At 35.9% G+C, this 24,143-nt stretch carries 27 protein-coding genes and 1 pseudogene; 18 read left to right on the top strand and 10 right to left on the bottom strand.

Annotation, left to right across the window (positions count from 1 at the left end):
* Positions 1 to 25 precede the first annotated feature (25 nt).
* Positions 26 to 238, top strand: a complete 213-nt coding sequence (locus MRBLBA3_RS17640) for a hypothetical protein (RefSeq protein WP_002100233.1) — start codon at positions 26 to 28, stop codon at positions 236 to 238.
* A 39-nt stretch (positions 239 to 277) separates the two neighbouring features.
* Entirely contained in the window at positions 278 to 583 is a 306-nt protein-coding gene (locus MRBLBA3_RS17635; protein WP_000140281.1) for a DUF2087 domain-containing protein, read from the top strand.
* A gap of 25 nt (positions 584 to 608) precedes the next feature.
* Here the strand turns inward: MRBLBA3_RS17635 and MRBLBA3_RS17630 are convergent, their stop codons facing one another.
* Positions 609 to 962: a PH domain-containing protein gene (locus MRBLBA3_RS17630; RefSeq protein WP_001068214.1), complete on the bottom strand. Its 354-nt coding sequence runs from the start codon at positions 960 to 962 to the stop codon at positions 609 to 611.
* Positions 963 to 1,097: 135 nt separating this feature from the next.
* Between MRBLBA3_RS17630 and MRBLBA3_RS17625 the strand changes: the two genes are divergently transcribed.
* Positions 1,098 to 1,607: a GNAT family N-acetyltransferase gene (locus MRBLBA3_RS17625; protein WP_000620036.1), complete on the top strand. Its 510-nt coding sequence runs from the start codon at positions 1,098 to 1,100 to the stop codon at positions 1,605 to 1,607.
* On the opposite strand, the pseudogene MRBLBA3_RS17620 reads toward MRBLBA3_RS17625, so the two are convergent.
* From MRBLBA3_RS17620 to MRBLBA3_RS17610, 3 genes and pseudogenes are all read right to left on the bottom strand, one after another.
* Positions 1,582 to 1,767 (bottom strand): annotated as a pseudogene (locus MRBLBA3_RS17620) (PlcR-regulated protein PRP2); the annotation flags it as partial. The gene MRBLBA3_RS17625 and the pseudogene MRBLBA3_RS17620 overlap by 26 nt on opposite strands.
* Before the next feature lie 63 nt (positions 1,768 to 1,830).
* A complete protein-coding gene (locus tag MRBLBA3_RS17615; RefSeq protein WP_000713027.1) occupies positions 1,831 to 2,331 on the bottom strand; it encodes a DinB family protein in 501 nt (166 codons plus the stop codon).
* A gap of 92 nt (positions 2,332 to 2,423) precedes the next feature.
* Positions 2,424 to 3,365, bottom strand: a complete 942-nt coding sequence (locus tag MRBLBA3_RS17610; protein ID WP_363382614.1) for a helix-turn-helix transcriptional regulator — start codon at positions 3,363 to 3,365, stop codon at positions 2,424 to 2,426.
* A 195-nt stretch (positions 3,366 to 3,560) separates the two neighbouring features.
* Here MRBLBA3_RS17610 and MRBLBA3_RS17605 point away from each other — a divergent pair, with 195 nt between their 5' ends.
* The gene (locus MRBLBA3_RS17605) at positions 3,561 to 4,574 is read left to right on the top strand and encodes a LacI family DNA-binding transcriptional regulator (RefSeq protein WP_363382611.1); all 1,014 of its coding nucleotides are present in this window, start codon (positions 3,561 to 3,563) and stop codon (positions 4,572 to 4,574) included.
* Between the two features lie 39 nt (positions 4,575 to 4,613).
* Here MRBLBA3_RS17605 and yhfH read toward each other — a convergent pair whose 3' ends face one another.
* The gene (gene yhfH / locus MRBLBA3_RS17600) at positions 4,614 to 4,742 is read right to left on the bottom strand and encodes a protein YhfH (RefSeq protein WP_000567010.1); all 129 of its coding nucleotides are present in this window, start codon (positions 4,740 to 4,742) and stop codon (positions 4,614 to 4,616) included.
* Between the two features lie 180 nt (positions 4,743 to 4,922).
* Here yhfH and MRBLBA3_RS17595 point away from each other — a divergent pair, with 180 nt between their 5' ends.
* The 10 genes from MRBLBA3_RS17595 (at position 4,923) to MRBLBA3_RS17550 (ending at position 14,605) form a co-directional block, all read left to right on the top strand.
* Positions 4,923 to 5,657, top strand: coding sequence for an MBL fold metallo-hydrolase (locus MRBLBA3_RS17595; RefSeq protein WP_000784660.1), 735 nt, complete (start codon positions 4,923 to 4,925; stop codon positions 5,655 to 5,657).
* Between the two features lie 9 nt (positions 5,658 to 5,666).
* Positions 5,667 to 6,656: a lipoate--protein ligase gene (locus tag MRBLBA3_RS17590; RefSeq protein ID WP_000897268.1), complete on the top strand. Its 990-nt coding sequence runs from the start codon at positions 5,667 to 5,669 to the stop codon at positions 6,654 to 6,656.
* A gap of 173 nt (positions 6,657 to 6,829) precedes the next feature.
* On the top strand, positions 6,830 to 7,258 hold the full coding sequence (locus tag MRBLBA3_RS17585) for a hypothetical protein (RefSeq protein ID WP_001253472.1): 429 nt from the start codon (positions 6,830 to 6,832) through the stop codon (positions 7,256 to 7,258).
* Positions 7,259 to 7,419: 161 nt separating this feature from the next.
* A complete protein-coding gene (locus tag MRBLBA3_RS17580) occupies positions 7,420 to 8,952 on the top strand; it encodes a fatty acid--CoA ligase family protein (protein ID WP_001055205.1) in 1,533 nt (510 codons plus the stop codon).
* A 185-nt stretch (positions 8,953 to 9,137) separates the two neighbouring features.
* Positions 9,138 to 9,389, top strand: coding sequence for a hypothetical protein (locus MRBLBA3_RS17575; protein ID WP_000435463.1), 252 nt, complete (start codon positions 9,138 to 9,140; stop codon positions 9,387 to 9,389).
* Between the two features lie 98 nt (positions 9,390 to 9,487).
* Positions 9,488 to 10,513 (top strand): S-layer homology domain-containing protein, encoded by a 1,026-nt coding sequence (locus MRBLBA3_RS17570; RefSeq protein ID WP_363382606.1) that lies wholly within the window; start codon positions 9,488 to 9,490, stop codon positions 10,511 to 10,513.
* Positions 10,514 to 10,745: 232 nt separating this feature from the next.
* Entirely contained in the window at positions 10,746 to 11,801 is a 1,056-nt protein-coding gene (locus MRBLBA3_RS17565; protein ID WP_363382603.1) for a sulfate ABC transporter substrate-binding protein, read from the top strand.
* A gap of 21 nt (positions 11,802 to 11,822) precedes the next feature.
* Positions 11,823 to 12,650 carry a sulfate ABC transporter permease subunit CysT gene (cysT, locus tag MRBLBA3_RS17560; RefSeq protein WP_363382600.1) on the top strand — a complete coding sequence of 276 codons (828 nt, stop codon included), beginning with the start codon at positions 11,823 to 11,825 and terminating at the stop codon, positions 12,648 to 12,650.
* Between the two features lie 11 nt (positions 12,651 to 12,661).
* Complete coding sequence (gene cysW, locus MRBLBA3_RS17555) at positions 12,662 to 13,519, top strand: sulfate ABC transporter permease subunit CysW (RefSeq protein WP_000433837.1); 858 nt, start codon at positions 12,662 to 12,664, stop codon at positions 13,517 to 13,519.
* 12 nt (positions 13,520 to 13,531) lie between these two features.
* Positions 13,532 to 14,605 carry a sulfate/molybdate ABC transporter ATP-binding protein gene (locus tag MRBLBA3_RS17550; protein WP_363382597.1) on the top strand — a complete coding sequence of 358 codons (1,074 nt, stop codon included), beginning with the start codon at positions 13,532 to 13,534 and terminating at the stop codon, positions 14,603 to 14,605.
* Between the two features lie 70 nt (positions 14,606 to 14,675).
* Here the strand turns inward: MRBLBA3_RS17550 and MRBLBA3_RS17545 are convergent, their stop codons facing one another.
* Positions 14,676 to 15,221, bottom strand: a complete 546-nt coding sequence (locus tag MRBLBA3_RS17545) for a TetR/AcrR family transcriptional regulator (protein WP_363382594.1) — start codon at positions 15,219 to 15,221, stop codon at positions 14,676 to 14,678.
* Positions 15,222 to 15,518: 297 nt separating this feature from the next.
* Here MRBLBA3_RS17545 and MRBLBA3_RS17540 point away from each other — a divergent pair, with 297 nt between their 5' ends.
* Both MRBLBA3_RS17540 and MRBLBA3_RS17535 read left to right on the top strand, forming a co-directional pair.
* Positions 15,519 to 16,625, top strand: coding sequence for a metallophosphoesterase (locus MRBLBA3_RS17540; RefSeq protein WP_363382591.1), 1,107 nt, complete (start codon positions 15,519 to 15,521; stop codon positions 16,623 to 16,625).
* Between the two features lie 237 nt (positions 16,626 to 16,862).
* Positions 16,863 to 17,840, top strand: coding sequence for an HD domain-containing protein (locus tag MRBLBA3_RS17535; RefSeq protein ID WP_000587036.1), 978 nt, complete (start codon positions 16,863 to 16,865; stop codon positions 17,838 to 17,840).
* 42 nt (positions 17,841 to 17,882) lie between these two features.
* Here MRBLBA3_RS17535 and MRBLBA3_RS17530 read toward each other — a convergent pair whose 3' ends face one another.
* Positions 17,883 to 19,007 (bottom strand): anti-sigma factor, encoded by a 1,125-nt coding sequence (locus MRBLBA3_RS17530; RefSeq protein ID WP_098322989.1) that lies wholly within the window; start codon positions 19,005 to 19,007, stop codon positions 17,883 to 17,885.
* 5 nt (positions 19,008 to 19,012) lie between these two features.
* Entirely contained in the window at positions 19,013 to 19,498 is a 486-nt protein-coding gene (locus MRBLBA3_RS17525) for an RNA polymerase sigma factor (RefSeq protein ID WP_097811528.1), read from the bottom strand.
* Between the two features lie 136 nt (positions 19,499 to 19,634).
* Here MRBLBA3_RS17525 and MRBLBA3_RS17520 point away from each other — a divergent pair, with 136 nt between their 5' ends.
* Positions 19,635 to 20,537: an AraC family transcriptional regulator gene (locus MRBLBA3_RS17520; protein WP_000446854.1), complete on the top strand. Its 903-nt coding sequence runs from the start codon at positions 19,635 to 19,637 to the stop codon at positions 20,535 to 20,537.
* A 132-nt stretch (positions 20,538 to 20,669) separates the two neighbouring features.
* Here the strand turns inward: MRBLBA3_RS17520 and MRBLBA3_RS17515 are convergent, their stop codons facing one another.
* Positions 20,670 to 22,406 carry a sensor histidine kinase gene (locus MRBLBA3_RS17515; protein WP_001010416.1) on the bottom strand — a complete coding sequence of 579 codons (1,737 nt, stop codon included), beginning with the start codon at positions 22,404 to 22,406 and terminating at the stop codon, positions 20,670 to 20,672.
* A 9-nt stretch (positions 22,407 to 22,415) separates the two neighbouring features.
* Complete coding sequence (locus MRBLBA3_RS17510) at positions 22,416 to 23,117, bottom strand: response regulator transcription factor (RefSeq protein WP_000274573.1); 702 nt, start codon at positions 23,115 to 23,117, stop codon at positions 22,416 to 22,418.
* A 143-nt stretch (positions 23,118 to 23,260) separates the two neighbouring features.
* On the opposite strand from MRBLBA3_RS17510, the gene MRBLBA3_RS17505 reads away from it, so the two are divergent.
* Entirely contained in the window at positions 23,261 to 24,109 is an 849-nt protein-coding gene (locus tag MRBLBA3_RS17505) for a CPBP family intramembrane glutamic endopeptidase (protein WP_363382586.1), read from the top strand.
* Positions 24,110 to 24,143 lie beyond the last annotated feature (34 nt).

Below are 24,143 nucleotides of genomic sequence, written 5' to 3'. Positions count from 1 at the left end.
AGAAGTATATTACATGGGAGTTGATATGATGAAAGGAAATCTTACTTATTATTTTATCGTAAATCCGCTAATCATCTTTCTTGTTTACGCCCTTTCACCTATCTTGTTTCATAAAGAAAAATATACAAATATGAAAGATGCACTAGGAATACTTTTAGTTTACTATGTGCTAATTAGCGGGTATTACCTTATGGATGTTGTAAGTGAAAGAATGAAGAAGAATAGTAAGGACAAATAATAAAGTTTCATTGCATAAAAACCGATGGAGGACAACAAAATGACTGAAAGTGAAATGAAATTTAGGGATACGAAGATTCGTAACTTTTTCGATAAAGAGGACCGCCTAAAATCGATTCCAGGTCAAAAGAAGAAAAAGTTAGTGTTATTGGAACATTTGATTAGCAAGTTAAACGCTGAAAATCAATATACGGAAAAAGAAATTAATACATTTATAAAACAATATCACGATGATTTTTGTACGATTAGACGTGAGTTTATTGTGCACGGGTTTATGGATCGAGAGGATAATATGTACCATATAAATGGGAGAGAAGTTTGGACGAAGTGGGAGGAGTTAAAATAATGAATCAGCGGGGGATCCCCACTGATTATGAGCCTGTACTAGTCTTGCAATTTCTTTGTAGTAAGTCTATGAACTCTTCAATATTTGAACTTGTAATGTATCCAAACGTTATATATTCATCTTCATAGTAAAATATTATTTTTTTATCAAAGATTCTTCTCTTTGTTTCTATAGATTGAATTTTTTCATAATTAAATTCGGCAATGAATGTATTTTTAGATTGTCCATAAAAGAGAAGCCTTCTACTAGTAGCAAGTAGCATGCCTGGATATGGGACTTTATACGTATTTATATAGTCAGTAAGTGAACATTTTAAAGTAGATAAAATCTTTTCTTCTTTATGTAGTAGTTGTTTTGCAGCTGTTAAAATTGGATTCATTGTATACATTCCTTTTATGTAGATGTAAAGATATTGTATCAAAAGTGAAAAGATGCCCAATATGCAATGTTACATATTGGGCATTTTAGAGGTTCTTAGTATTATTTTTTTAAGAAAAAGGTAAGAGGTGATTCGGTGATACGATTAGCAAAAGAGGTTGATGCGGAATCAATTATGGATATTAGAAAAGAAATTATATTATCGGAAACTACTACAAAGTTTTTTATAGTATCTCCAAATAAATTACCAAATGATATTGATGCAGAAAGAGAAAAGATACGGAAAAGCAATGAAAAAGGTAATCTTTATATAGTTTATGAAGTAGATAGTAAGGTGGTTGGCTTTTTACTTTTCAATCGATATGAACTAGAACGGTTACGACATGCAGGCACAATGGGAATGGGGATTAGGGAGGCGTATTGTAATCAAGGAATTGGTACGAAACTAATTGAATTTCTTATTAGTTGGGCTAAAGGGCAGAAAGGTTTAGAGAAAATTTGCTTAGGCGTAGTTTCTATTAATAATCGGGCGATTAAGGTGTATAAACGTATGGGATTTGTAGAGGAAGGAAGACAAAGAAAGCAAATTAAATATGAAGATGGATCATATGGAGACGACGTATTGATGGGTTTTTATATTGGCTAGAAAAGAGAAATCTTCTTTTAGTAGCAAGTAACATGCCTGGATACGGGACTTTATTCGTAATAATATAGTCAGTAAGTGGCCATCTTAAAGTAGATACAATAACTTCGCCTTTATGTAATAGTTGTTTTGCAACTGTTAAAATAGGATTCATTGTATACATTCCTTTTGAAAAGACTCCCAATATTGCATATTGGGAGTCTTTTTTTAGTAGAAGTGTTTACACTTAGCAAGTCTTAAGTTCCAATCTTTCTTTCTGACGCAGATGATGTGCAAAATGCATAGAAATGAGCTGGAACCATTCTGCCGCATTTAAGTAACCAAGTCCAGGGTGCTCTACTTTACAATCATTAGGAATAGAAGTTAGCGTTGGCTCAGCGTTTTTCACGATTGTAATTAATTCCAGAAAACGCTCTTGTATTTCTTCTTTGTTAGTTGGATTTTCAGGTGTGTATCCAGGGTGCTCAGGTACCTTTATTTGTATGTCAGGGAAAGCTCCCAGTATATATACTTTTTCACCCATATCCGTTTTGTTGTTAGATACAAATGGTGTTTCAGTTTTACACTTCTCGATTGCATCTAATTGCATATACGTAGCCGAAAGTAAATGATTATACATTTGACCGAGAGACCATTCTTCAGCAGAAGGTTTTGTCCTAAATTGTTCAAGAGAGTACTTTTCTAATTCCTCTAAGTAATACGTTGCTAACTCTTCAAATTTCTTCATATCACTAACTCCTTTTTATGAAAATGTATTTGTTACTACCTACTATAAAGAGGTAATGCTGACAACATTATGTCAGTAGTGAAATGCAACAATTAAAGTTTTAACATTTTCTTTGCTTCATCACGGATTTTCTCAGATAGAACGTTTGGTTCAAGTACTTGCACTTGGCTTCCCCAGCTTAATACCCATTGAAATACTTCGTCTATGTTTCTTGATTTCAAAAAGACGTGAAAACCATTGTCTCTATGCTCGTATGAATCTATAAAGAAGTATCGTGATTCAATAATTTTATGTGCAATATGGGCTGGGAATAATAAATGAATCATCACAGTACGGTTGCTTTCAGGTTGATAGTTTTGCAAAGAAAAGTCTTCAGGTTTCGTAAAGAATTCTTGTTCTTGTTGTAATTCCTCCATTCGATCTAAGCGGAAATTACGTATTTGTTTTCGAAGTAAACAATGAGCAACGATGTACCAAATTCCTGAAATATTGACTAAGCCGTAAGGAAAAACGGTCCGTTTTATTTTTGTAGTTTCTCTTGGTTTACGATAAGAAAAAGAGATAGCCTGTTTTTTTGGGATAGATTCTTGCAACAGGATAAGTTGTTTTTCAAGTTTTTCTTGTTCAGATTGTTTGTGTGAAAATATAGGAGAAAGGAAACGGAAAGTCCCTCGTAACTCTCGGGCTTTCTTTTGTTGATCAGTAGGGAGGACAACCTCAAGTTTCTCTTTTGCCGATTTTGCATGTACAGAGAAAGAAGAAGTGAAAGTTTTCTCGATATAATCACCGCCTAATAAAAGAGTAACAGCCTCTTCAGACGTAAGCTGAATGGGTGGTAAGAAATAGCCATCCATTAATGAATAACCTTGGCCAGGCATGGCGAAAAGTGGGACGCCAGATTCACTAAGTGCATCCATATCTCGATAAATAGTGCGTATACTTGTCTCAAATTTTTCAGCTAAGCTTTGTGCTGTAACGGTTTGTTTTCTTTGTAACTCAATTAATATAGCTAATAAACGATCCGTACGATTCATGAAATATCATCCTTTATTTTATAAATATTCTTATTGTGAAATTCTAAAAGTAGTGTGTAATCTCCTCCCATTAACAGACTTTTCCCTATGTATAATATTAATATAGTAAAATCATAAGAACCTATATTGCAGTTTCCAATAATATACTATATAATCAGGATAAGAAAACGTTTTCATGCAAAGGGGGAAAATTTCGTGTCGACTATCGAGGACGTGGCGAAATTAGCGGGGTTATCAAGGACAACGGTTTCTAGGGTGATTAATAATCATCCATATGTTTCAGATGAGAAGAAAAAAAGGGTTCAATTAGCGATGAAGCATTTAGGCTTCGTTCCTAATTCTGCGGCGAGAAGGCTTCGTAAACAAAAAACGGAAACAATTGCGGTGCTAGTTCCAAGGATTACAAATCCTTTCTTCAGTAGATTTATTGAAGCAATCGAGATTGCTGCTTCTGAACATAAATATAAACTGATTATTTGTCAAACAAGATATTTACCGGAAAAAGAGATGGAGTATTTACAGTTATTATCTACGAAACAAGTAGATGGGATTATTCTATGTTCACTAGAAAATCCGTGGGAAGATGTAGAGCCATACTTACAACATGGTCCAATCGTGTTATGTAATGAATATATTGAGGAAGCAAATGTTCCGACAGTGAAGTTTGATCATGCGCAAGGTGCATACATAGCTGCCAAGCATGTGTTAGAACAAGGCTATCGTAATCTTATTTTTTGCCGTGGTAACGAAACAAAAGTGGTTAGCCAACAGCGAAAAATGGGCTTTTTACGCGCTATTACTGAAAAGAGTAGAGAAGTGGAAGCGATCGATTTTCTTGAAAACGCTTTCTCTTGGGGCGATGGAAAACGAATATTCCATGAAGTATTAAAGGACAAAAAAAATCCTACCGCGATTTTGGCAGGAGGCGACGAGGTTGCAGCTGGAATTATCTCAGAGGCGAAACACCATAATTGGAGTATCCCAGAGGATCTCGCTGTTATCGGTTTTGATAATCAAATTTTATCACAAATTACAGAACCAGGTATTACGACAATTGAACAGCCCATCGATGAGATGGCTCGAAAAGTTGTCGACTTAATGATGGATAAAATCCATACGAAAAATTATCGACAAAAAGAATTGTATGAGTTTGAACTGGAGCTCTTGGTGAAAGGTTCAACGATGAAAGATACGATGTTATTAGCCTAGTAGACTATGTCTGCTAGGTTTTTTTATGCTCACAAACTACTATTCTTCGTGAACGCAATCGTCACATTTGTTATGGTACGCTTCGTGCTGCTCATCAATTTCTTTCCCACAGTGTGCACAAGTTTTCGTCGGTAAATTTCTGAAAAACTCCATTGGTTGATCGATCATGTCAATCCCTCCATTTCCATTTCTTACTATCATTGTATTAGTACAAAAAACAAAAGTCAACAACTGTTTTATAACAAAATTGAAAATTAATGAAAAAGTTTAGGAAATGGATTATAGTTAACAATGTAGGATGTACGTAAAACATGCATTCCTACTCGGTTTTAGAAAGGATGGATACATATGAAAATGACTGTTGTCGGCTTTTGGGGCGGCTTTCCAGAAGCGGGAGAAGCAACGTCGGGGTATTTGTTTGAACACGATGGTTTTCGTTTACTTGTAGACTGTGGCAGTGGTGTACTAGCACAGCTTCAAAAATATATAACACCATCTGATATAGATGCAGTTGTACTGTCGCACTATCATCACGATCATGTTGCAGACATTGGGGTATTGCAATATGCGAGATTAATTACAAGTGCGACAAAGGGACAACTACCGGAATTACCAATATACGGTCATACGTTTGACGAGAATGGATTCCGTTCTTTAACGCATGAACCGCATACGAAAGGAATCGCTTACAATCCAGAAGAAACACTTCAAATTGGACCGTTTTCGATTTCATTCTTAAAAACTGTTCATCCTGTTACATGTTTTGCGATGCGCATTACAGCGGGTGATGACGCTGTAGTATATAGCGCTGATTCCAGTTATATTCCTGAATTTATTCCATTCACAAAAGATGCTGATCTTTTCATTTGTGAGTGTAATATGTATGCACATCAAGAGGCTGCAAAAGCAGGGCATATGAATAGTACAGAAGTGGCAAGTATTGCGAAAGATGCGAATGTAAAAGAACTTTTATTAACGCACTTACCGCATACAGGAAACTCATCTGATTTAGTAACAGAAGCAAAACAAATTTTCAGTGGCCATATTACGCTAGCGCATAGTGGCTACATTTGGAACTCATGAGGTGATACGATGTTATTTATTGATAATAAAGGGATTACAGACCCTAGAATAAACTTAGCAATTGAAGAATATTGTGTGAAGAATTTAGATATTAACGAAACATATTTACTGTTCTACATTAACGAACCTTCTATTATCATTGGTAAAAACCAAAACACAGTAGAAGAAATTAATGCAGATTACGTAAAAGAAAAAGGGATTCATGTCGTTCGTCGTCTATCAGGCGGGGGCGCAGTATATCACGATTTAGGAAACTTAAACTTCAGCTTTATTACGAAAGATGATGGAGACAGTTTCAGCAACTTCAAAAAATTCACAGAGCCTGTAACGAAAGCGCTTGGTAAATTAGGTGTAAATGCAGAACTAAGTGGTCGTAACGACATTTTAGCTGAAGGTAGAAAAATTTCAGGTAACGCGCAGTTCTCAACGAAAGGTCGTATGTTCAGTCATGGTACGTTACTATTTGACTCTGAAATCGATCACGTCGTATCAGCGTTAAAAGTAAAAATGGATAAGATTCAATCAAAAGGCATTAAATCAATCCGTAGCCGCGTTGCGAACATTACAGAATTCTTAAACGAAAAAATGACGACAGAAGAGTTTAGACAACTTCTTCTAGAAACAATTTTCGAAGGGGAAACAGAAATTCCAACGTATGAATTAACAGAAAATGATTGGAAAGAGATCCATAAACTTTCTGAAGAACGTTACCAAAATTGGGACTGGAACTACGGAAAATCTCCGAAGTTCAACTTACAACATTCACACCGCTTCCCAGTTGGACAAGTTGACGTTCGTCTTGAAGTGAAAAAAGGAACAGTAACAGAATGTAAAATTTACGGTGATTTCTTCGGATCATTAGACGTGCATGACATTGAAGAGCGTCTAACAGGCGTACAATTTGATAAAGATGCATTCACTGCAGCTTTAGAAGGCGTAGATATTAAACGCTACTTCGGTAATATTACAACAGAAGATTTCTTACATTTATTCTTCTAAAAATAAGGGAGGCTACCGTAACGGGCAGCCTCTTTTTTTGCGTAGATTGTCACTGGTTTTGTCGGTAAGTTGATATATTTGAAAAATCACCGATATAATTTCATATACCATAAAATCACAGGACATTTGCCTCTTATAAAGGAATATATATATTCAAAAGGAGGCGGATTGAAATGAGAAGGCTAATGTACGTTGCATTACTGCTCAGCTTCGTCATCGGAATGACAGCCTGTAACGATGAAACGTCCTCAAGTCGTACACTTTTATCGATTGGAAAGCCAGGGAAGGATAATGTCATATATTTTACGCATAAGGATAACAAACGAAAGATAGATGATATACAAACTATGTTTCAAAATAAGAAATGGAAAAGAAATGAAACGTTTAGCGCTGTGAATAAAACACCGGATCTTGTCTTGTCGATAGATGAGGACAATAAAGGGTTACCGACATTATATGTTACATTGTTTTTTAATGAAAATGGAGCGGATGCAATCAACTTGTATGGGGAGCATACGAGCTTGAATAAAGAGGAACTAGAAAAAATTAGTGAAAAGATAAGTGCATATTATCCTGAAATGATTTTAGCCTTAGTTTCATAATGTGTAGGTGAATAGAATTTCCTTATCTTTCCAAAGTGAATCAACAGGAGGTGATCCTTGTATATGCAGTTAATGGAATATCACTTGCTACTTTAATTTTCTTTTAATATAATTAATTTAGAATTTTTAAATATTCTAAATTTTATAAAGGTGGGATTTGTGTGAATCTCGTTCAATCTTTGGCTGAAACGGCAAAAAATAAGGGGGATAAACCGGCATACATATTTATGGATCAGTCGGTCTCGTATGACCAATTAAACAAAGTGGTCACTAGGTTTTCTAGCAATTTAGCAAAAATGGGCATTGGAAAAGGGGACAATGTTGCATTAGCTGTTGGAAATTCACCACATTTTTTAGTCGGTTTATACGGAACGATGAAAGCCGGAGCAACTGTCATTCCGATTAATCCAATTTATACAGCAGACGAAATACATTATATTTTACAAAATGGAGATGTAAAAACAATCATTGTACTCGACGTCCTTCTACCTGTTATACAATCTCTTACAACAAGACTTCCTTCACTTGAAAACATCATCATATGCGAAACCTCATCAGATTTTACTCATACAGAAACGGAAAAAATGAAAACGTTTACTAGTTTTATAGGAACTGGAGATATAACTTACGAAGGTCCTGAACTAGATGAAGAAGATGTAGCTGTTATTTTATACACTTCAGGTACAACTGGAAAGCCAAAAGGCGCTATGTTAACACATAAAAACTTATATAGTAACGCAAGCGATGTTGCGTCATATTTACAATATACTGCGGATGATCGCGTCGTTGCGGCATTGCCGATGTTCCATGTGTTCTGTTTAACAGTTGCAGTAAATGCGCCGATTGTGAACGGGGCAACGATTTTAATGGTACCGAGGTTTAGTCCGAAAGAAGTATTCCGTATTTGTCGTACGTATGAACCAACGATTTTTGCAGGTGTGCCGACGATGTACAATTACTTATATTTATTTGAAGAAGCAAGCGCAGAAGATGTAAAGACGCTTCGTCTCTGTATTTCAGGTGGTGCGTCAATGCCTGTTGCCCTTCTGCAAAACTTTGAAAAACGTTTTGATGTGATTGTTTCAGAAGGATACGGCTTATCAGAAGCATCACCAGTTACTTGTTTTAATCCGTTAGATCGCCCTCGTAAACCAGGTTCGATTGGTACAAATATTTGGCATGTAGAAAATAAAATTGTGAATGAACTTGGGGAAGAAGTACCTGTCGGTGCAGTTGGGGAGTTAATTGTTCGCGGACCTAACGTTATGAAGGGTTACTATAATGCGCCAGAAGATACAGCTGCGACACTTAAAGACGGCTGGCTATATACAGGTGACTTAGCGAAAATGGATGAAGAAGGTTACTTCTATATCGTCGATCGCAAAAAAGATATTGTTTTAGTTGGTGGTTATAACGTATACCCTCGTGAAGTAGAAGAAGTATTATATACTCACGAATCTGTGGCTGAAGTTGTCGTAATTGGTGTACCGGATGAAAACTTAGGAGAAGCAGTGCGAGCTTACGTCGTTCTGAAGCAAACGAACGTAACAGAAGAGGAGCTTACGCATTACTGCACGCTGCATTTAGCGAAATATAAAGTGCCAAAGAGCATTGAGTTTTTAACAGAATTGCCTAAGAATACAACTGGTAAGTTGTTACGAAGAGCTTTGAGAGAGAAGGCATTGCAAGTATAAAAATAAAGATATCCATCACTATGACTACATGTATAGAGATGGATATCTTTTTGTCCCAAAAAAGCTGGATTAGTTTGGATGGACAAAATTCCTACTGATTAAAGTTTCGCGTTATTTTTTAGAATTGGTTAAGCTATAAGCCCATATATTTAAACCGTAATATGACTAATAAGGAGGAGATATACGTGGAGCAGAAGGAATTACGCTTACGGAAAGTGCAATATCTTATTTGTGACATTATGGATGAAATGAATATGGAGAGTGAAAAGAAGAACTTAGAAACATTGCAAAAGGTAATTGATCACCTCTCGGGGGCGATTGGGGATTTAGTGGATCCATCGGGTACGTATTCATTAGACTATTTAGAGAGAAAAGTGCATACTGCTCATTATTTATTGTTTAAAAATGATCGGAAAGCATATTTGTGTAATAAATAGGTAGTATTCGTTTAATTTTTTTATTTGACATTGATAATCATTATCAATATGATAGTTATGTTGGGTATATTCATATAAAAGGAGATGTCGTATTGATAATGATTAAGAAAAAATATGTTAATGCGTTCGTTATAGTAGCAACTTTAGCAGTTCCATTCAGTGGTATTATGGCACCGATTGCGAAAGCAGAAGCGGCAGTAGAAATGAAAGCAAATAGTAAACTTGCAGATGGTACATATGACGTTATTTTAAAAACGTATAAAGATCAAACGAATGAAACATCGGTTGCTTCAACATATTTAAAAAATGCAAAAGTAACAATACAAGGCGATAAAAAAATTGTGACGTTAACAGTGCAAGATAGTAGCTATTTCCAGTATCTTAGAGTAGAAGATCAGAATCAATTAGGGACATTCCATGATGTAAAAGTAATTTCTGAAGATAAAGCGAATAATGGTACGAAAGTTGTTCAATTTGAAATCGGTGAATTCTCGAAAAAATATAATATGCAAATGCATATATTAATTCCAGCAATTAAATATGATCATAAATATCAAGTGCAGTTTGAAATCGATGCGAGTGCAATTGAAAAGAAATCTAAGTTCTCAGATGTACCGACTTGGGCACAAGAGTCAGTGCAATATTTAGTAGACAAAGAGGCAGTACACGGTAAGCCAGATGGTACATTTGCACCAGCTGAAAATATCGATCGTGGTTCAGCAGCAAAAATATTAGCTACTGTTTTAGGATTAGAAATTAATAAAGATGCGAAGCCATCATTCCGCGATGCTCAAAATCATTGGGCTACACCTTACATCGCAGCAGTTGAAAAAGCTGGCATTGTAAAAGGTGATGATAAGGGTAACTTTAATCCGAGCGGGCTAATTAACCGTGCATCAATGGCTTCTATGCTTGTGAATGCATATAAATTAGAAAGAAATGAAAATATTAAACTACCAAAAGAATTTGCTGATTTAAAAGATCATTGGGGTACGAAGTATGCGAACATTTTAATCCAAGAAAATATTTCAGTTGGAACAGATAATGGCTGGGCTCCAGATAAATCGGTAAGCCGCGCAGAAGCAGCTCAATTTATTGCGAAGACAGATAAGTTAAAGAAATAAATCGAAACTAAAATCAGTGGGATTCCATTCCCGCTGATTTTTAACTTGTATGAAGTTTCTTATATAATAATTCTAAATTCCAAGTTGACACATATGAATTACGGAATTAAAATGAAAAGAAATCAAACAGAATACAATAGAAGCTCATCAGATAAACTGAAGGCGCACAATGTTCACTTTTGTGAATATATTGTGTGCCTTTTTCTATTATATAAACTAAGGGGGCTTAACAATGAAAAAGTGGGGTAAGACAGCGTTTATGAAAAGTACAGGTATTGTATTATCAGCAGTTGTGCTTTTATCAGGATGTGGTTCGGCAACATCCACTAGTAATTCTGAAGGAAGTGAAGATAAAAAAACAGTTGAGCTTTTAAATGTTTCGTATGATCCAACGAGGGAATTATATCAAGACTTCAATAAAGAATTTGCGAAGTATTGGAAAGAGAAGAATGGGCAAACAGTGAATGTAAAGCAATCACACGGAGGATCTGGAAGCCAGGCGCGTTCTGTTATTGATGGTTTAGAAGCCGATGTTGTTACGTTAGCACTCGCCTATGATATTGATGCGATTAGCAAGAAGAAACAGTTAGCAGAAGACTGGCAGAAACGATTTGCGGATAATTCAACTCCGTACACATCAACAATTGTATTTCTTGTGAGGAAAGGAAACCCGAAAGGAATTAAAGATTGGGATGATTTAACGAAAAAAGGTGTGTCTGTCATTACACCGAATCCAAAAACATCTGGAGGAGCACGTTGGAACTATTTAGGTGCGTGGGGATATGCGCTGAAGAAGTATGACAATAGTGAAGACAAAGCGAAAGAGTTTGTCGGCCAAATTTATAAAAATGTAGAAGTACTAGATTCAGGGGCACGTGGGGCAACGACGACTTTCGTTGAAAAAGGAATTGGTGATGTGTTAATCGCTTGGGAAAATGAAGCGTTATTATCACAAAAAGAACTTGGAAAAGATAAATTTGAAATTGTAACACCTTCGATTAGTATACTTGCTGAGCCACCAGTAGCAGTTGTAGACAAAGTCGTTGATAAAAAAGGAACGAAAAAAGTAGCAGAAGGATATCTTGAATATTTGTATTCAGAAAAAGGGCAAGAAATTGCGGCGAAAAACTTTTATCGCCCTCGTAATGAAAAAGTAGCAGAGAAGTATGCATCACAATTTCCGAAAGTTCAATTATTTACAGTTGATGAACTATTTGGAGGCTGGAAAAAAGCACAAGAAAAGCATTTTAATGATGGCGGCGTATTCGATCAAATGTATAAAAAATAAGGGGGGATGAGGTGACGTTATATGAGGAAGAAGCGTGTTTTACCAGGGTTTGGATTATCTCTTGGATTTACAATGCTATATATGAGTTTATTCGTACTTATACCACTTTCTATCGTATTTATTCAAACTTCGCAGCTAGGCTGGAAGAAGTTCGCACAAGTTATAACGAGTGAGCGCGTGTTGCATTCCTATCAAATAAGTCTCACAACTTCACTTGTAGCGGCAATCGTAAATGCCATTTTCGGTTTATTAATTGCCTGGGTACTCGTCCGCTACACATTTCCAGGGAAGCGGTTATTAGACGGACTAATCGATTTACCATTCGCTCTTCCGACTGCAGTAGCTGGTATTACACTTACGACGCTTTATGCGGAAAATGGCTTTATTGGAAAAATATTTAGTGTGTTTCATATAAAAGTAGCTTTTACTCCGCTCGGCATTATTGTGGCGCTTACGTTTATTGGCTTGCCCTTTGTCGTTCGGATGGTGCAACCAGTGCTGCAAAGTATTGATAAAGAAGTAGAAGAAGCAGCTTCTAGTTTAGGGGCGTCACGCTTTCAAATATTTGTGAAAATCATTTTGCCAGAAATATTCCCTGCTCTACTTGCTGGTTTTTCACTCGCCTTTGCTCGGGCGTTAGGGGAATATGGATCTGTCGTGTTCATTGCAGGTAATATGCCAATGAAAACAGAAATTGCACCGCTTATGATTATGACGAAACTAGAACAATATGATTATGCAGGAGCAACAGCTGTAGCGGCTGTGATGCTTATTATTTCTCTCCTTTTCCTACTACTTATTAATATGATTCAAACTTGGAGTAGAAGGCATGAACTGAAAAGCGAATAGGAGGGGAGAAAATGGAACCAACATTATTAGAAAAGAAAATAGTAAAAAGCGTATCAGTTAAAAAAGAATCTAAGTTTGTACCCATTCTATTCATTACGATAACAGTTTTATTTTTATCTCTCTTTCTATTACTGCCGCTCGTGACAATTTTTATGAAAGCATTCGAACGAGGAATTGATGTATATATTGCCGCAGTAACAGATCAAGAAGCATTTTTGGCAATCAGGTTAACACTTCTCGTTGCTTTAATCGTTGTGCCGCTGAATACGATATTCGGAATAGCAGCGGCTTGGCTTATTACAAAGTTTCAGTTTAAAGGAAAGCAACTATTATTATCTCTTATTGAACTGCCGTTTGCTGTATCACCAGTCATTGCGGGATTAGTATTTGTTTTACTTTTTACACCTCGTGCAGCCTTTGGCGGATGGTTAATGGAACATGGGATAAAACTCATCTTCTCTGTCCCTGGTATTATCATTGCGACAATCTTTGTTACGTTTCCGTTCGTTGCGCGTGAATTAATCCCGGTTATGCAGGCGCAAGGGAAAAGTGAAGAAGAAGCAGCTCTATCACTTGGCGCAAGCGGCTGGAAAATGTTTTGGCGAGTTACATTACCTAATATAAAATGGGGCCTTTTATACGGCATGATTTTATGTAACGCCCGGGCTATTGGTGAGTTCGGGGCAGTTTCCGTTGTGTCTGGTCACGTGCGCGGCGTTACAAATACGATGCCGCTTCATATTGAAATTTTGTACAATGAATATCAATTTTCAGCAGCGTTCGCTGTGGCGACTTTAATGTCACTCATCGCAGTTTTTACGCTCGTTATAAAAAACTGGATTGAATGGAGAATGGAAAAAAGACAATAAGGGGTGAGTGCGGTGAGTATTCAAATTCAAAATGTATCAAAACAATACGGTACATTTCAAGCGCTGACAGACATTCATTTGGATATTCCAAAAGGTGAACTGGTCGCTTTATTAGGCCCATCAGGTTCTGGGAAAACGACGTTATTACGAATTATTGCAGGATTAGAAGAAGCGGATGGAGGCACTATTTCATTTGATGGAGAAGATTTAACAAATATTCACGTGAAAAACAGGCAAGTCGGTTTTGTTTTTCAGCACTATGCACTTTTTAAACATATGAATGTATTTGAAAATGTCGCTTTCGGTTTAAAAGTAAGAAAGAAAAGTATAAGGCCCTCAGCAGAAGTAATAGAAGAAAAAGTAACAGAACTATTGAAGCTAGTAAAAATGGATGGTTTCGCAAAACGTTATCCAGCGCAATTATCTGGTGGACAACGTCAACGTATCGCGCTAGCCCGGGCACTTGCAGTCGAACCGAAAATTTTATTGCTAGATGAACCGTTTGGTGCACTTGATGCAAAAGTACGGAAAGAATTGCGAAGATGGCTCCGGAAACTACATGACGAATTTCAAATTACGAGCGTATTCGTAACGCATGACCAAGAAGAAGCGTTAGACGTTGCGGACCGCATCGTTGTAATGAATGAAGGACGTATTGAACAAATGGGAACACCGGAAGAAGTATATGAAAAACCGGCAAGCCCGTTCGTATACGACTTTTTAGGAAACGTGAATTTATTTCACGGCCGCGTTCATAAAGGTAAGCTAAATGTAGGATCAGTGGAACTAGAAGCACCAGAGCATAAGCACGTTTCAAACGTAGACGGAGTGGGATACGTAAGGCCACATCATCTATCAATCTCTCGTACGAAACAAAGTGTAGATGCAATTCCAGCGAAAGTATCATACTCTCACGCAGTTGGCCCTGTCGTATATGTAGAATTGAAGCGCGACGGAACAGATGAGTATCTAGAAGCAGAAATTAGTAAAGAACAGTTTAGGCAGCTAGGCATTCAAGCAGGTGAGTTTGTATACGTACATCCGAGAGAAGTGAAAGTGTTTATTCCGGAGGATTTTGTGATTTAATAGTGAAAAGCTGCACCTATATGAGTATTTGTAGGCGCGGCTTTTCTTTGTTTGCATGAATGTCTGATTTTTATATATTCCGCCTCATCAATTCCCCAACCTGCGTCGCAACATATTCAATATCACTATCAATTTCTTCTAACACGTAAGATTCCAAAATCCCCAGTACAGCTGTTCCTAAAAATTTTAAAACGATATGCTTATCAATGTTTTTATTCACTGACGTATTCGTATTTAGTTTTTTCTCTAGTTCACCCATGATAAAAGTTAGTAACTTTTTCTGAAATAATAATGTGCTGTTACTTCTAAATAACGCCGCGAAAAATGGTTTATGTTCTTTGAAGTATTCAAACCATATGATGGTTCCTTCTATATAACCTTTTGTTTGTTTTATATCGCATATTTCTCTTAATTGTTCTAAATGATCATCGACAATTTTATCTAATAAATTGTACTTATCTAGATAGTGTAGGTAGAAAGTTTTTCTCCCGATATTTGCTTTTTCTGTAATGTTTTTTACTGTAATTTCGTCAAAGCCATCTTCAATTAACATTTCTATAAATGCAGATTGAATGGCGGTTTGTGATTTTATAATTCTTCTATCGATTTTCTCCATATGTTCCTCCGTTCTTTAATACACAAATCTTGTAATGTGTGTATTAATACTCGAATAATTAAATGTGGTCATTGAAACGGATTCATGCTCACTTTATTATAAATATACATGTGAGTATTAACTCTCACATGTGTAAAATTAAAAAATAAAGGTGGTTTAAATATAGCCGTTATAAAGAGAAGTGTACGAGAATGCGGGAAGATTACAAGTAAGAAGAAAATAACTTTGATTTGCTTACTATTTACGTTCTAGGCACATAACAAGTTATAATAGAAGAAATCAATAAGGAGGCTGGTTGTGAAGAATCTTCGTTATTTCAATATATTTACTATGTTACTTGTATACACACTACTTATGTTTTACATCGGCTGGAACGGATGGGTTTGGCTCAGTACGGTGTTCGGCTGGGAATCTTGGGGATATTATGCTTTCGTAGTTGGCTTCATTTCATATGCGTATATTCTCGTACAAGTGTTTAAGTTCTTACCATTTTTACGAACGGTCGGTTCAATTTGGTTTGCGGTCATACAATACGCACTTATGTTATTACCGTTAGCTGATATTACAGTTTTCCTTCTACAGTTTTCAATGGAGAAAGAGACGGCAATTGTTTGGACAGGATCGGCCGTGTTACTTGCGTTCATCTTTATTTTTGCGTATGGAGTATTCAACGCATATAGTCCAGTAGTAAGAAAGTACGAAGTGCACATACCGAAAAAAGTAGAAGGGCGTAAAAGTTTACGCATTGCGATGGCCTCTGATATGCATTTCGGTAAACTGTCTGGAGTTGCTCATTTAAAGAGACTCGTTCGTCATGTAAATGAGATGGAGCCGGATATTATTTTATTGCCAGGAGATATTATCGATGATCATCCAGGTGTGTTCATTCAAAAAAATATGGGACCAATTATGAAACAAATGAAGGCTCCATTAGGCGTATATGGTGTGTTAGGAAATCATGAATATTACGGACGAGCGGTTCCTGAATTTTTACAAGAGATGGATAAGATTGATATTCGTATTCTTTTAGATGAAGTGATTACAATTGAAGATGATTTTTATCTCGTTGGAAGAAGAGATAAAACAGAGCGTGATCGTCAGAGTTTTGAAAATCTAATGAGTACGGTAGATAAATCGCTTCCTGTTATCGCAATGGATCACCAACCATTTGAATTAAAACAAGCAGCGGACGCCGGCGTTGATTTATTATTATCCGGTCACACACATCGCGGACAAATGGCGCCGAACCATATTGTGACGAGAAGAATGTACGAACTAGACTGGGGATACGCACAAAAAGGTGCATTCCATGCAATTGTTTCTTCTGGATTTGGATTCTGGGGACCACCGCTTAGACTGGGAAGTAGATCTGAGATTGTGCAGGTTGAAGTTACATTTGAATAGGATGGTGAAATAGAGAGCTGAGTGCTCTCTATTTTTTAAAATGAAAAAGGCTCCATATAAGGAGCGCTCAATAAAAACAAATGAATTAAAACAAATAACAGACATTTATAATATACATAAAAAAAGTATAATCAATATATTTTTAAATATAGATATAAAAGAACGAAATGTTCGTATTTACTCTCTTTGGAAAAAGAGATACTATAAGAAGACTCTGCTTGAAAAGGGGGATTTTAAGTGATCATATCAGATGTCATATACGGTGAGTTTAAAGTAGATAAAGTGTTAGAAGAATTAATTTTAAGTAAACCTGTGCAAAGGTTGAAAGGGGTTCATCAAGCTGGAGCAAGTTACTTAATGAATGAGAAATGGAATGTAACGCGTTTTGATCATTCAGTTGGTGCGATGTTGTTAATTAAAAAACTTGGTGGTTCAGTAGAAGAACAGATTGCTGGTTTACTGCATGACGTATCGCATACTGCTTTTTCTCATGTGATTGATTATGTTTTTGATAACGAAAATGAAAGTTATCATGAAGAAATATTTAGTTCTGTCGTGAAAAACTCGGAAATCCCGGCGATTCTTTCAAAACATGGTTATAACTATGAAGATATTTTGTTAGATGATTCGAAGTGGACATTACTTGAAAGGTCTGCGCCAGAATTATGTGCAGACCGAGTGGATTACACATTACGGGATATGTTTACATATGGATATATTTCTTTAGAAGAAGTTCATAGTTTTTTAGAGGATGTAATCGAAGTAGATGGGAAAATGGTCATTCAAAATATCGAAATAGCAGAATGGTTTACAGAAACGTATTACAAAGAGGTAATCGATTTCTTTATGAAGCCAATGAATATTTACGGAAACGATATGTTAGCTAAAACGTTAAAATTAGCTCTTCATAAAAAGGTTATTCATGCAGATGACTTTCTCCTTGAAGATTATGAGCTTATTACGAAATTGCAGCTATGTAAAGATACAGAAGTACGTGCGTTATTAAGCAAAGTTCATCCGAATGTAAAAGTAGAAGAAGATAGAAATGATTATGATCTATATCAGAAAAATAAAGTGCGTCTTATTGATCCTCCGTTACTTCATGAAGGGGAAGTTGTTCAATCGTCTATTGTGTCAGAAAACATAAGACAGATGAGCGATATCGCTTATGAAAAAGCAGTAAGAGGGATGTATGTGAAAGTGATTTCTGAGTAAAAAAGGTAGAGCATCCAATAGGGATGCTCTACCTTTTTTTCATTAATGATCAAACCAATTCCAAACCTCAATATCTCCAAGAGTCGCATAACGTACGTGCGGGGAGTTTTGTAATTTTAATAACTCTTTCGACGGCCCAGTAATGACAATGCCGTATACTTTTACGCCGTTATCCTTTACATATTTATAACGTTTATCTAAGTTCAGCTGATTCTCAGGAAGCATAGCAACTTTATTTACAGTTTTTTCATGCGTAGAAAGAATACGCATCATTTCAATAACTTTATCCTCTTGCGTTTTCAGATTTTCTGTTTCATCATCAAGGAATCCTATATGTTCTGGAAATCCTATAAATTCGCCCCCAGATAGGATGAAATCTTCTTCGTTTATTCTTTCTTGTCCCGTATCTAATGCGTACCATACAGGAGTTGGAGGGAGTTCTTGAGCTTCAAATACGCCATATAAAAGTGGTTCTAATTCTTGTAAAGTGTAAGGTTTGTCAAAAGATATTGATACTTCTGCAACGGTTCCCTCATGTACCTTTGCAAGTGTATCCCAAACCTTTTTAGATGCATCTTTCAAATAATCACCTTGTTTTATTTTTGGATGAACAAAGTGGATATTCGGTTGATAGTGCATATTCAGCCAAGATTGATGTGTGATATTTAAAGAAGATAAGAAGCTGCTTGTTTCTATTGTACCGAGTGGCATTTCTTTTTTACCAATCGTTTTTACTAAATCAAATTGGCTGTTTGTTCGAAAGAAAGCTTCTACACTTGTTCCGCCCCCCATGACGCGGCTATTCGGGATCGTTGCTTCAAGTGCAAGAGAAGGAACATCTCGTATTTCTTTTAGTCGTTTATCATTATCAGCTTGAAAATAAAAGGCAGATAATGCTCCGCCAATCATATATATAACGATACAAATTGCTAGTATAAAACCAACCGTTTGTAATCGATGTTTCCACTTAATCCTCCAAAACGGAACTTTAAGATCTTTTGGAGGCAACCTTCTCTTTACTGGTTCACTCTTCGCAAGCAATTCATCCAAGTGCACTTCACACTCTTCGCAAGTCTCAATATGACTTTCTAACTGTTCTTGTTCGTCATGTGTGAGCGTTCCTTTTTCGTATTTCGTCCACAGTTTTTTAAACTCTGCACAACCCATCTGTATCACTCCTTTATGCTTTTCGTTTCTTTTCGTCCTCGGTGTAATTCAATTTTTACTTTTGCTAACGAGAGGTTAGTCATTTCTGCTATTTCCTTATAGGAGAATCCGTAGTAATCTCGTAGTAGCAACACATTTCGTCTTTCGAGCGGAAGAGAGGATATACTTTGTAACCAACTAGCAATCTCATGTTTTACGAAATAAGAGTGTTCTGTACTTGGCACGTTTGGTAAGTGGAATTCTTTAATTTGCGTTGTTTTATACTTTTTTTCTTTTCGGTACCAATCAATAAAGGCGTTGTAGGCAATTGTAAATAACCACGGCCTAATTTCTTCTCCTTTATAATAGTCAATATGGACGAGCATTCGGTAAAAGGTTTCTTGCATGAGATCTTCTGCATAGTGAGAGTCTCCGGTTAGGGAGAGAAGATAGCGAAATAAATCATGCATGTGCTCTGAGTAAATGTCTTCTAATGATTGTTTGCGTTTCACTACATTTCCCTCCCTTCATACATAACAACGAAATACATATAAAAAAGTTACAATTTTTATGGAATTATAGTAAAAAACGTCAAGAATTGGATAGGATTCTCTTTTATCATAATACATATAAGGCGGGTGAACAGAGATGGAAAGCTATGAAACACAAATTCAAAGGTCGATTGATTATATTGAGGAAGATGTAATGGAAAAACAAACGCTGCGTAATTTAGCACGTGTTGCAGGTTTTTCTGAGTCGCATTTTCATCGTGTATTCCAGGCGTTAGTAGGCGATACAGTAATGGAGTATGTTCGAAAGAGGAGGTTAGCCCGGGCAGCTTATCAACTTTCTCATACGGATGAAAAAGTTATTGATATCGCATTTGAGCATGGCTTTCAATCTCACGAAACGTTCACGAGAGCCTTTAAAAAATTATTTCAAATGACACCGAGTGAATATCGAAAACAAGAAATAGAAACACCGATGTATTACAGAGTGAATGTAAAACAAAGAAAATTAAATCCGTATTTAGGGGGCATACAAATGGAATATCGTATTGTAAATAAACCAGAATTTTTAATGGCAGGTTATGAACTGAAGACGACAAGTAAAGAAGGGAAAAACCATCAAGACATTCCAGCATTTTGGCAAGAATATTTACAAAAAGATCTTGGGACGACGATTCCAAATCGTAAAGATACGAGCCAATGGGTAGAGCTAGGATTATGTACTGACTTTAATTTAGAAACAGGGGACTTCACTTATATTATCGGAATGGAAGTTACAGACTTTGAAAATGTACCAAATGAAGTTGCAAAGCGTACATTCCCAGCCGCGACATATGCAGTATTTACAACGCCGAAAGTTCCTCATGAAGAAATGGTATCGTCTATTCATCAAACGTGGAATGCTGTATTCTCAGAGTGGTTCCCGCATTCAGGATACGAACATTGCGGCGTTAATGAGTTTGAGCTATACGATGAACGTTCCCATGCAGATAAAAGTGAGTTCGCTCAAATTGAACTTTGGATACCGGTGAAGAAGAAATAATAGAAAGAAAGACCGTCCAAAAGGTATTTTTGGACGGTCTTCTTTTATTAATAGGTTGCTACTACTGTCGTATTTTGTAGTTAAGTCGATATAATGAGAGTTGTGTACGATATAATTTCATTTACTAGCATGCTACACTGGAAACACAAGTATAATCGTCGTTCCTTTTCCAAGTTCACTATCAATGGAGATCGTTCCGTTATGGGCATGAACGAGCTGTTTTGTAATGGCGAGGCCAAGTCCAGTTCCGATGTTGCTTTCTTCTGTATTCGTTCCTCTGTAGTACCGCTCGAATAGAAGTTCTTTCGTTTTATCGTCCATACCTTTTCCATCATCTGAAATAGATAGTGTAAATGAATTTGCATTTTGCGAAAGTTTTACGATTACGTTTGTTGTTTCATTATTATGTTTTACAGCGTTTGCGAGTAGGTTTTCGATAATACGTTGGAACCATTTTTCTTCAATAAAATATTGGATTTTGCTTGAACTTGGCACAAATTCAATGTTTTGATTTTGTAGTGTCGGGTTATTAATAAATTGTAATAATACTTTTTGGACGAACTGATTAATTTCAACATTTACGTGTTGCGCAGGCAGAGTATCATTTTTTAATTGATATGTTAAGCTTAAGTCGTCAATTAATGTAGTCATATATTGAGATTTTTCTTTCATTACATGGCCAAATTGTTGAATGTCTTGATCAGTCCAATTATATTGCTTCGATTCTAGTAATAGTGCATAGCCGTATATAGAGCTAAGCGGTGTTTTTAGATCATGCGTCAGGCCGCTAATCCACTCTTCACGTGTTTGTTGCAGTACTTTTCTCATTGCATCGTTCTTTTTCAAAGTAATAGAAAGGTGCTCTAGTGAGTTTGTAACATCTTTAAATATACGGAACGACCATTTTTCTTTACCGGAGCGCCGGAATCGAACAGGTTTGCCTTTTTTACTAACAGGTTCTTCATATTTTCCTCCGGCTATGTTTTTAAGCCAGCGCATCGTGTGTAATAAAGGCTTTCCAAACTTATTTCCATACCAAATTGAAAGAATGACTAAATAAACAAACACAATAAGGAGGATTAAGCTGCATCCGATTAGAAGTTTTTTGGTAAATATATCATCTAATTCATCATCTGGATAATAATGAGCGTTTGGGGCGGATACAACGACGAGCTGACCGCTATTTGAATCGTAAAAACTAGATGTATTTTCTTTATAATTCCACGGTTCTTTTTCATTAAGAGCCGTTTTTATAGCCGAAAATGTTTTTTTCTTCCCAGTTGGATAGGAAAAAACTTCTTCGCCATTGTTATTAAATACTTGCAGTGTTGCTTTTTCTTTAGAAATTAATTGTTTTTCTTGTTCAGTTAGTGCAAATTCATTTAATGATAAAGAAGGATGCCCTTGTTGTATCGTTTTTAGTAAAGCATTACTTTTTAGTTTGGCACCGTAAATAACAATCACTGGTTTCTCTTCTAATTTAATTTCCCAATAGTTAAATTTATAAATACTGTTGCTGCTATTCTGTAAATACGTAAGTAAGGATGTCTTTGTGTAAGAGGTAGGAACATCGTTAGGCGTATTAAAGTTGTAAAGGACCTTTCCATCTTCATCTACAATTTGAAGCCAATCACTCTTTTCTTTTATTAAATCTTTTACCTTAGATTTTAAAGTAATGTTATTGTCTTCAGAAGAAATATATTCCGAGATTGTAAAGGTATCATAATCAGAAATATTAGGTTCATATAAAGTACTATTAAGAAGAAAAATTAAATAAGAAAAAGAAGCGATTACTGCGATAAGTAACGTAACTAAGACAAAAACGTGTTGTAAAATAAACTGGATTATAAGTCGTTTATTAAAATTCATATCGTTAACCTACTTTGTAATGAACTTATAGCCAAGTCCACGAACTGTTTTTATGTATTCTGGTTTACTTGGATCTTGTTCAATTTTTTCACGTAGCTTTCGAATGTGAACCATAACAGTATTATCATCTCCATTATAGGCAGGAGCTCCCCAAACTTTTTCATATATTTCTTCTTTCGAAAATACGTAGTTCGGATTCTCACAAAAGAAGAGTAGTAGTTGAAAGAGCTGAGCGGAACATTCGACAACGTTTCCATCTACTGTTAGTTCCGCAGAATGTTGATCAATTTCAAATCTTCCAAATGAAATGGAGTGCGTTTTTTGTTCTTGTACGCTTTGCTGCATATGTCTTCGAAGTTGGGCTTTCATACGAGCCACTACTTCTAGCGGATTAAATGGCTTCGTAATGTAATCATCCGCACCGTATGAAAATCCAGATACTTTATCTAAATCAGAAGTTTTCGCTGTTAGAAAGAAGATGGGGCAATCCGTTTTTTGGCGAATGATTGGACAAATGTCAAAACCGGACTGTCCAGGAAGCATTACATCTAAAATGATTAAATCGTAATTGTTTTGCTCGGTGAGAGATAAGGCTAGTTCCGCAGATGTTGCAGTTGTAATATGAGAAAAACCTTCTTTTTTAAGAATGGTGGTTAGTAATTGTAAAATTGCTGTTTCATCATCAACAAGTAAAATATTTGCGTGATACATATATATGAATCCCTCCTAATTTCCTCGAATATCATATCATCTTTTTGTAACTTATGGAATTTTTAAGGAAATTTTAAGGTTTTCTTTCACAAAAAATTAAGATTCAAATGATATGATAAAAGTAACATGGGGAGGAGATGAATGTGAATCCGTTTCAAACGATGCGAGCTAGATATTTTTTAATTGTATTTGCATTATTAATTTTAGTAGCACGAAGTAGTAATGAAGCGCTAGAAAATACATTTCATATACAGAATTCATCTTTAATAAATATTCTTATATTTTATATCCTTCCAATAATATGGCTGTTTTACGGATATAGAAAGCATCGTGTTTCATTTTCATTATTTATTAATCGAAACGAAACATTTAACCTAGTGCAAGTTTTGTATATCGCAATTATGCTATGTATTTTTAGTTACGGCTATCTTATTTTGTATATGTACAGCTTTGCATGGATTACACCAGATTTTATTATGAATGCCTTGCATGAACCGATTATAGATAGTACCGGGGGATATGTATATCAATTTATTATGGTCGTATTTATCGCGCCTATTGTCGGAGAATTTGTTTTTCGAGGATTTTTACTACAGCGTTTTGCAGCGAAATGGGGTACTAGTATAGCAATGGTCGTTGTAGCACTTTTATTTGCGTGCTTACATGTTGATTTCCTTGGTGCAGTTGTGTTTAGCATCGTACTATCAATTGTATATATTCGTACGAAAAGCTTACTCATGCCAATTGCCATTCATATGTTAAACAATGTGTTTGTGCTTAGTGCTTCTTTTTTAGTAAGCAGAGAAAAGATAATGAGTTTTGCCGATTTTTCGAACTATACGACATTCTTTCCAGGATTAATTATTTTTATAGCAGGATTAAACTTAGTACTCATCTTTTTATTTGTGAATCGCAAATATTGGAGTAAAGAAGTGCCTGTTATATATGAGGAGAAGGAAAAGAGCTTTTCGAGCATAGTGGGGGATAAGTAAGGTAGAGAAGATGTTTGAGAAAATATTGAAGGAA

Source organism: Bacillus sp. LBA3-1-1.1 (assembly GCF_040676495.1).
Classification (GTDB): domain Bacteria; phylum Bacillota; class Bacilli; order Bacillales; family Bacillaceae_G; genus Bacillus_A; species Bacillus_A nitratireducens.
This window is presented reverse-complemented; position numbering and strand designations above follow the sequence as displayed.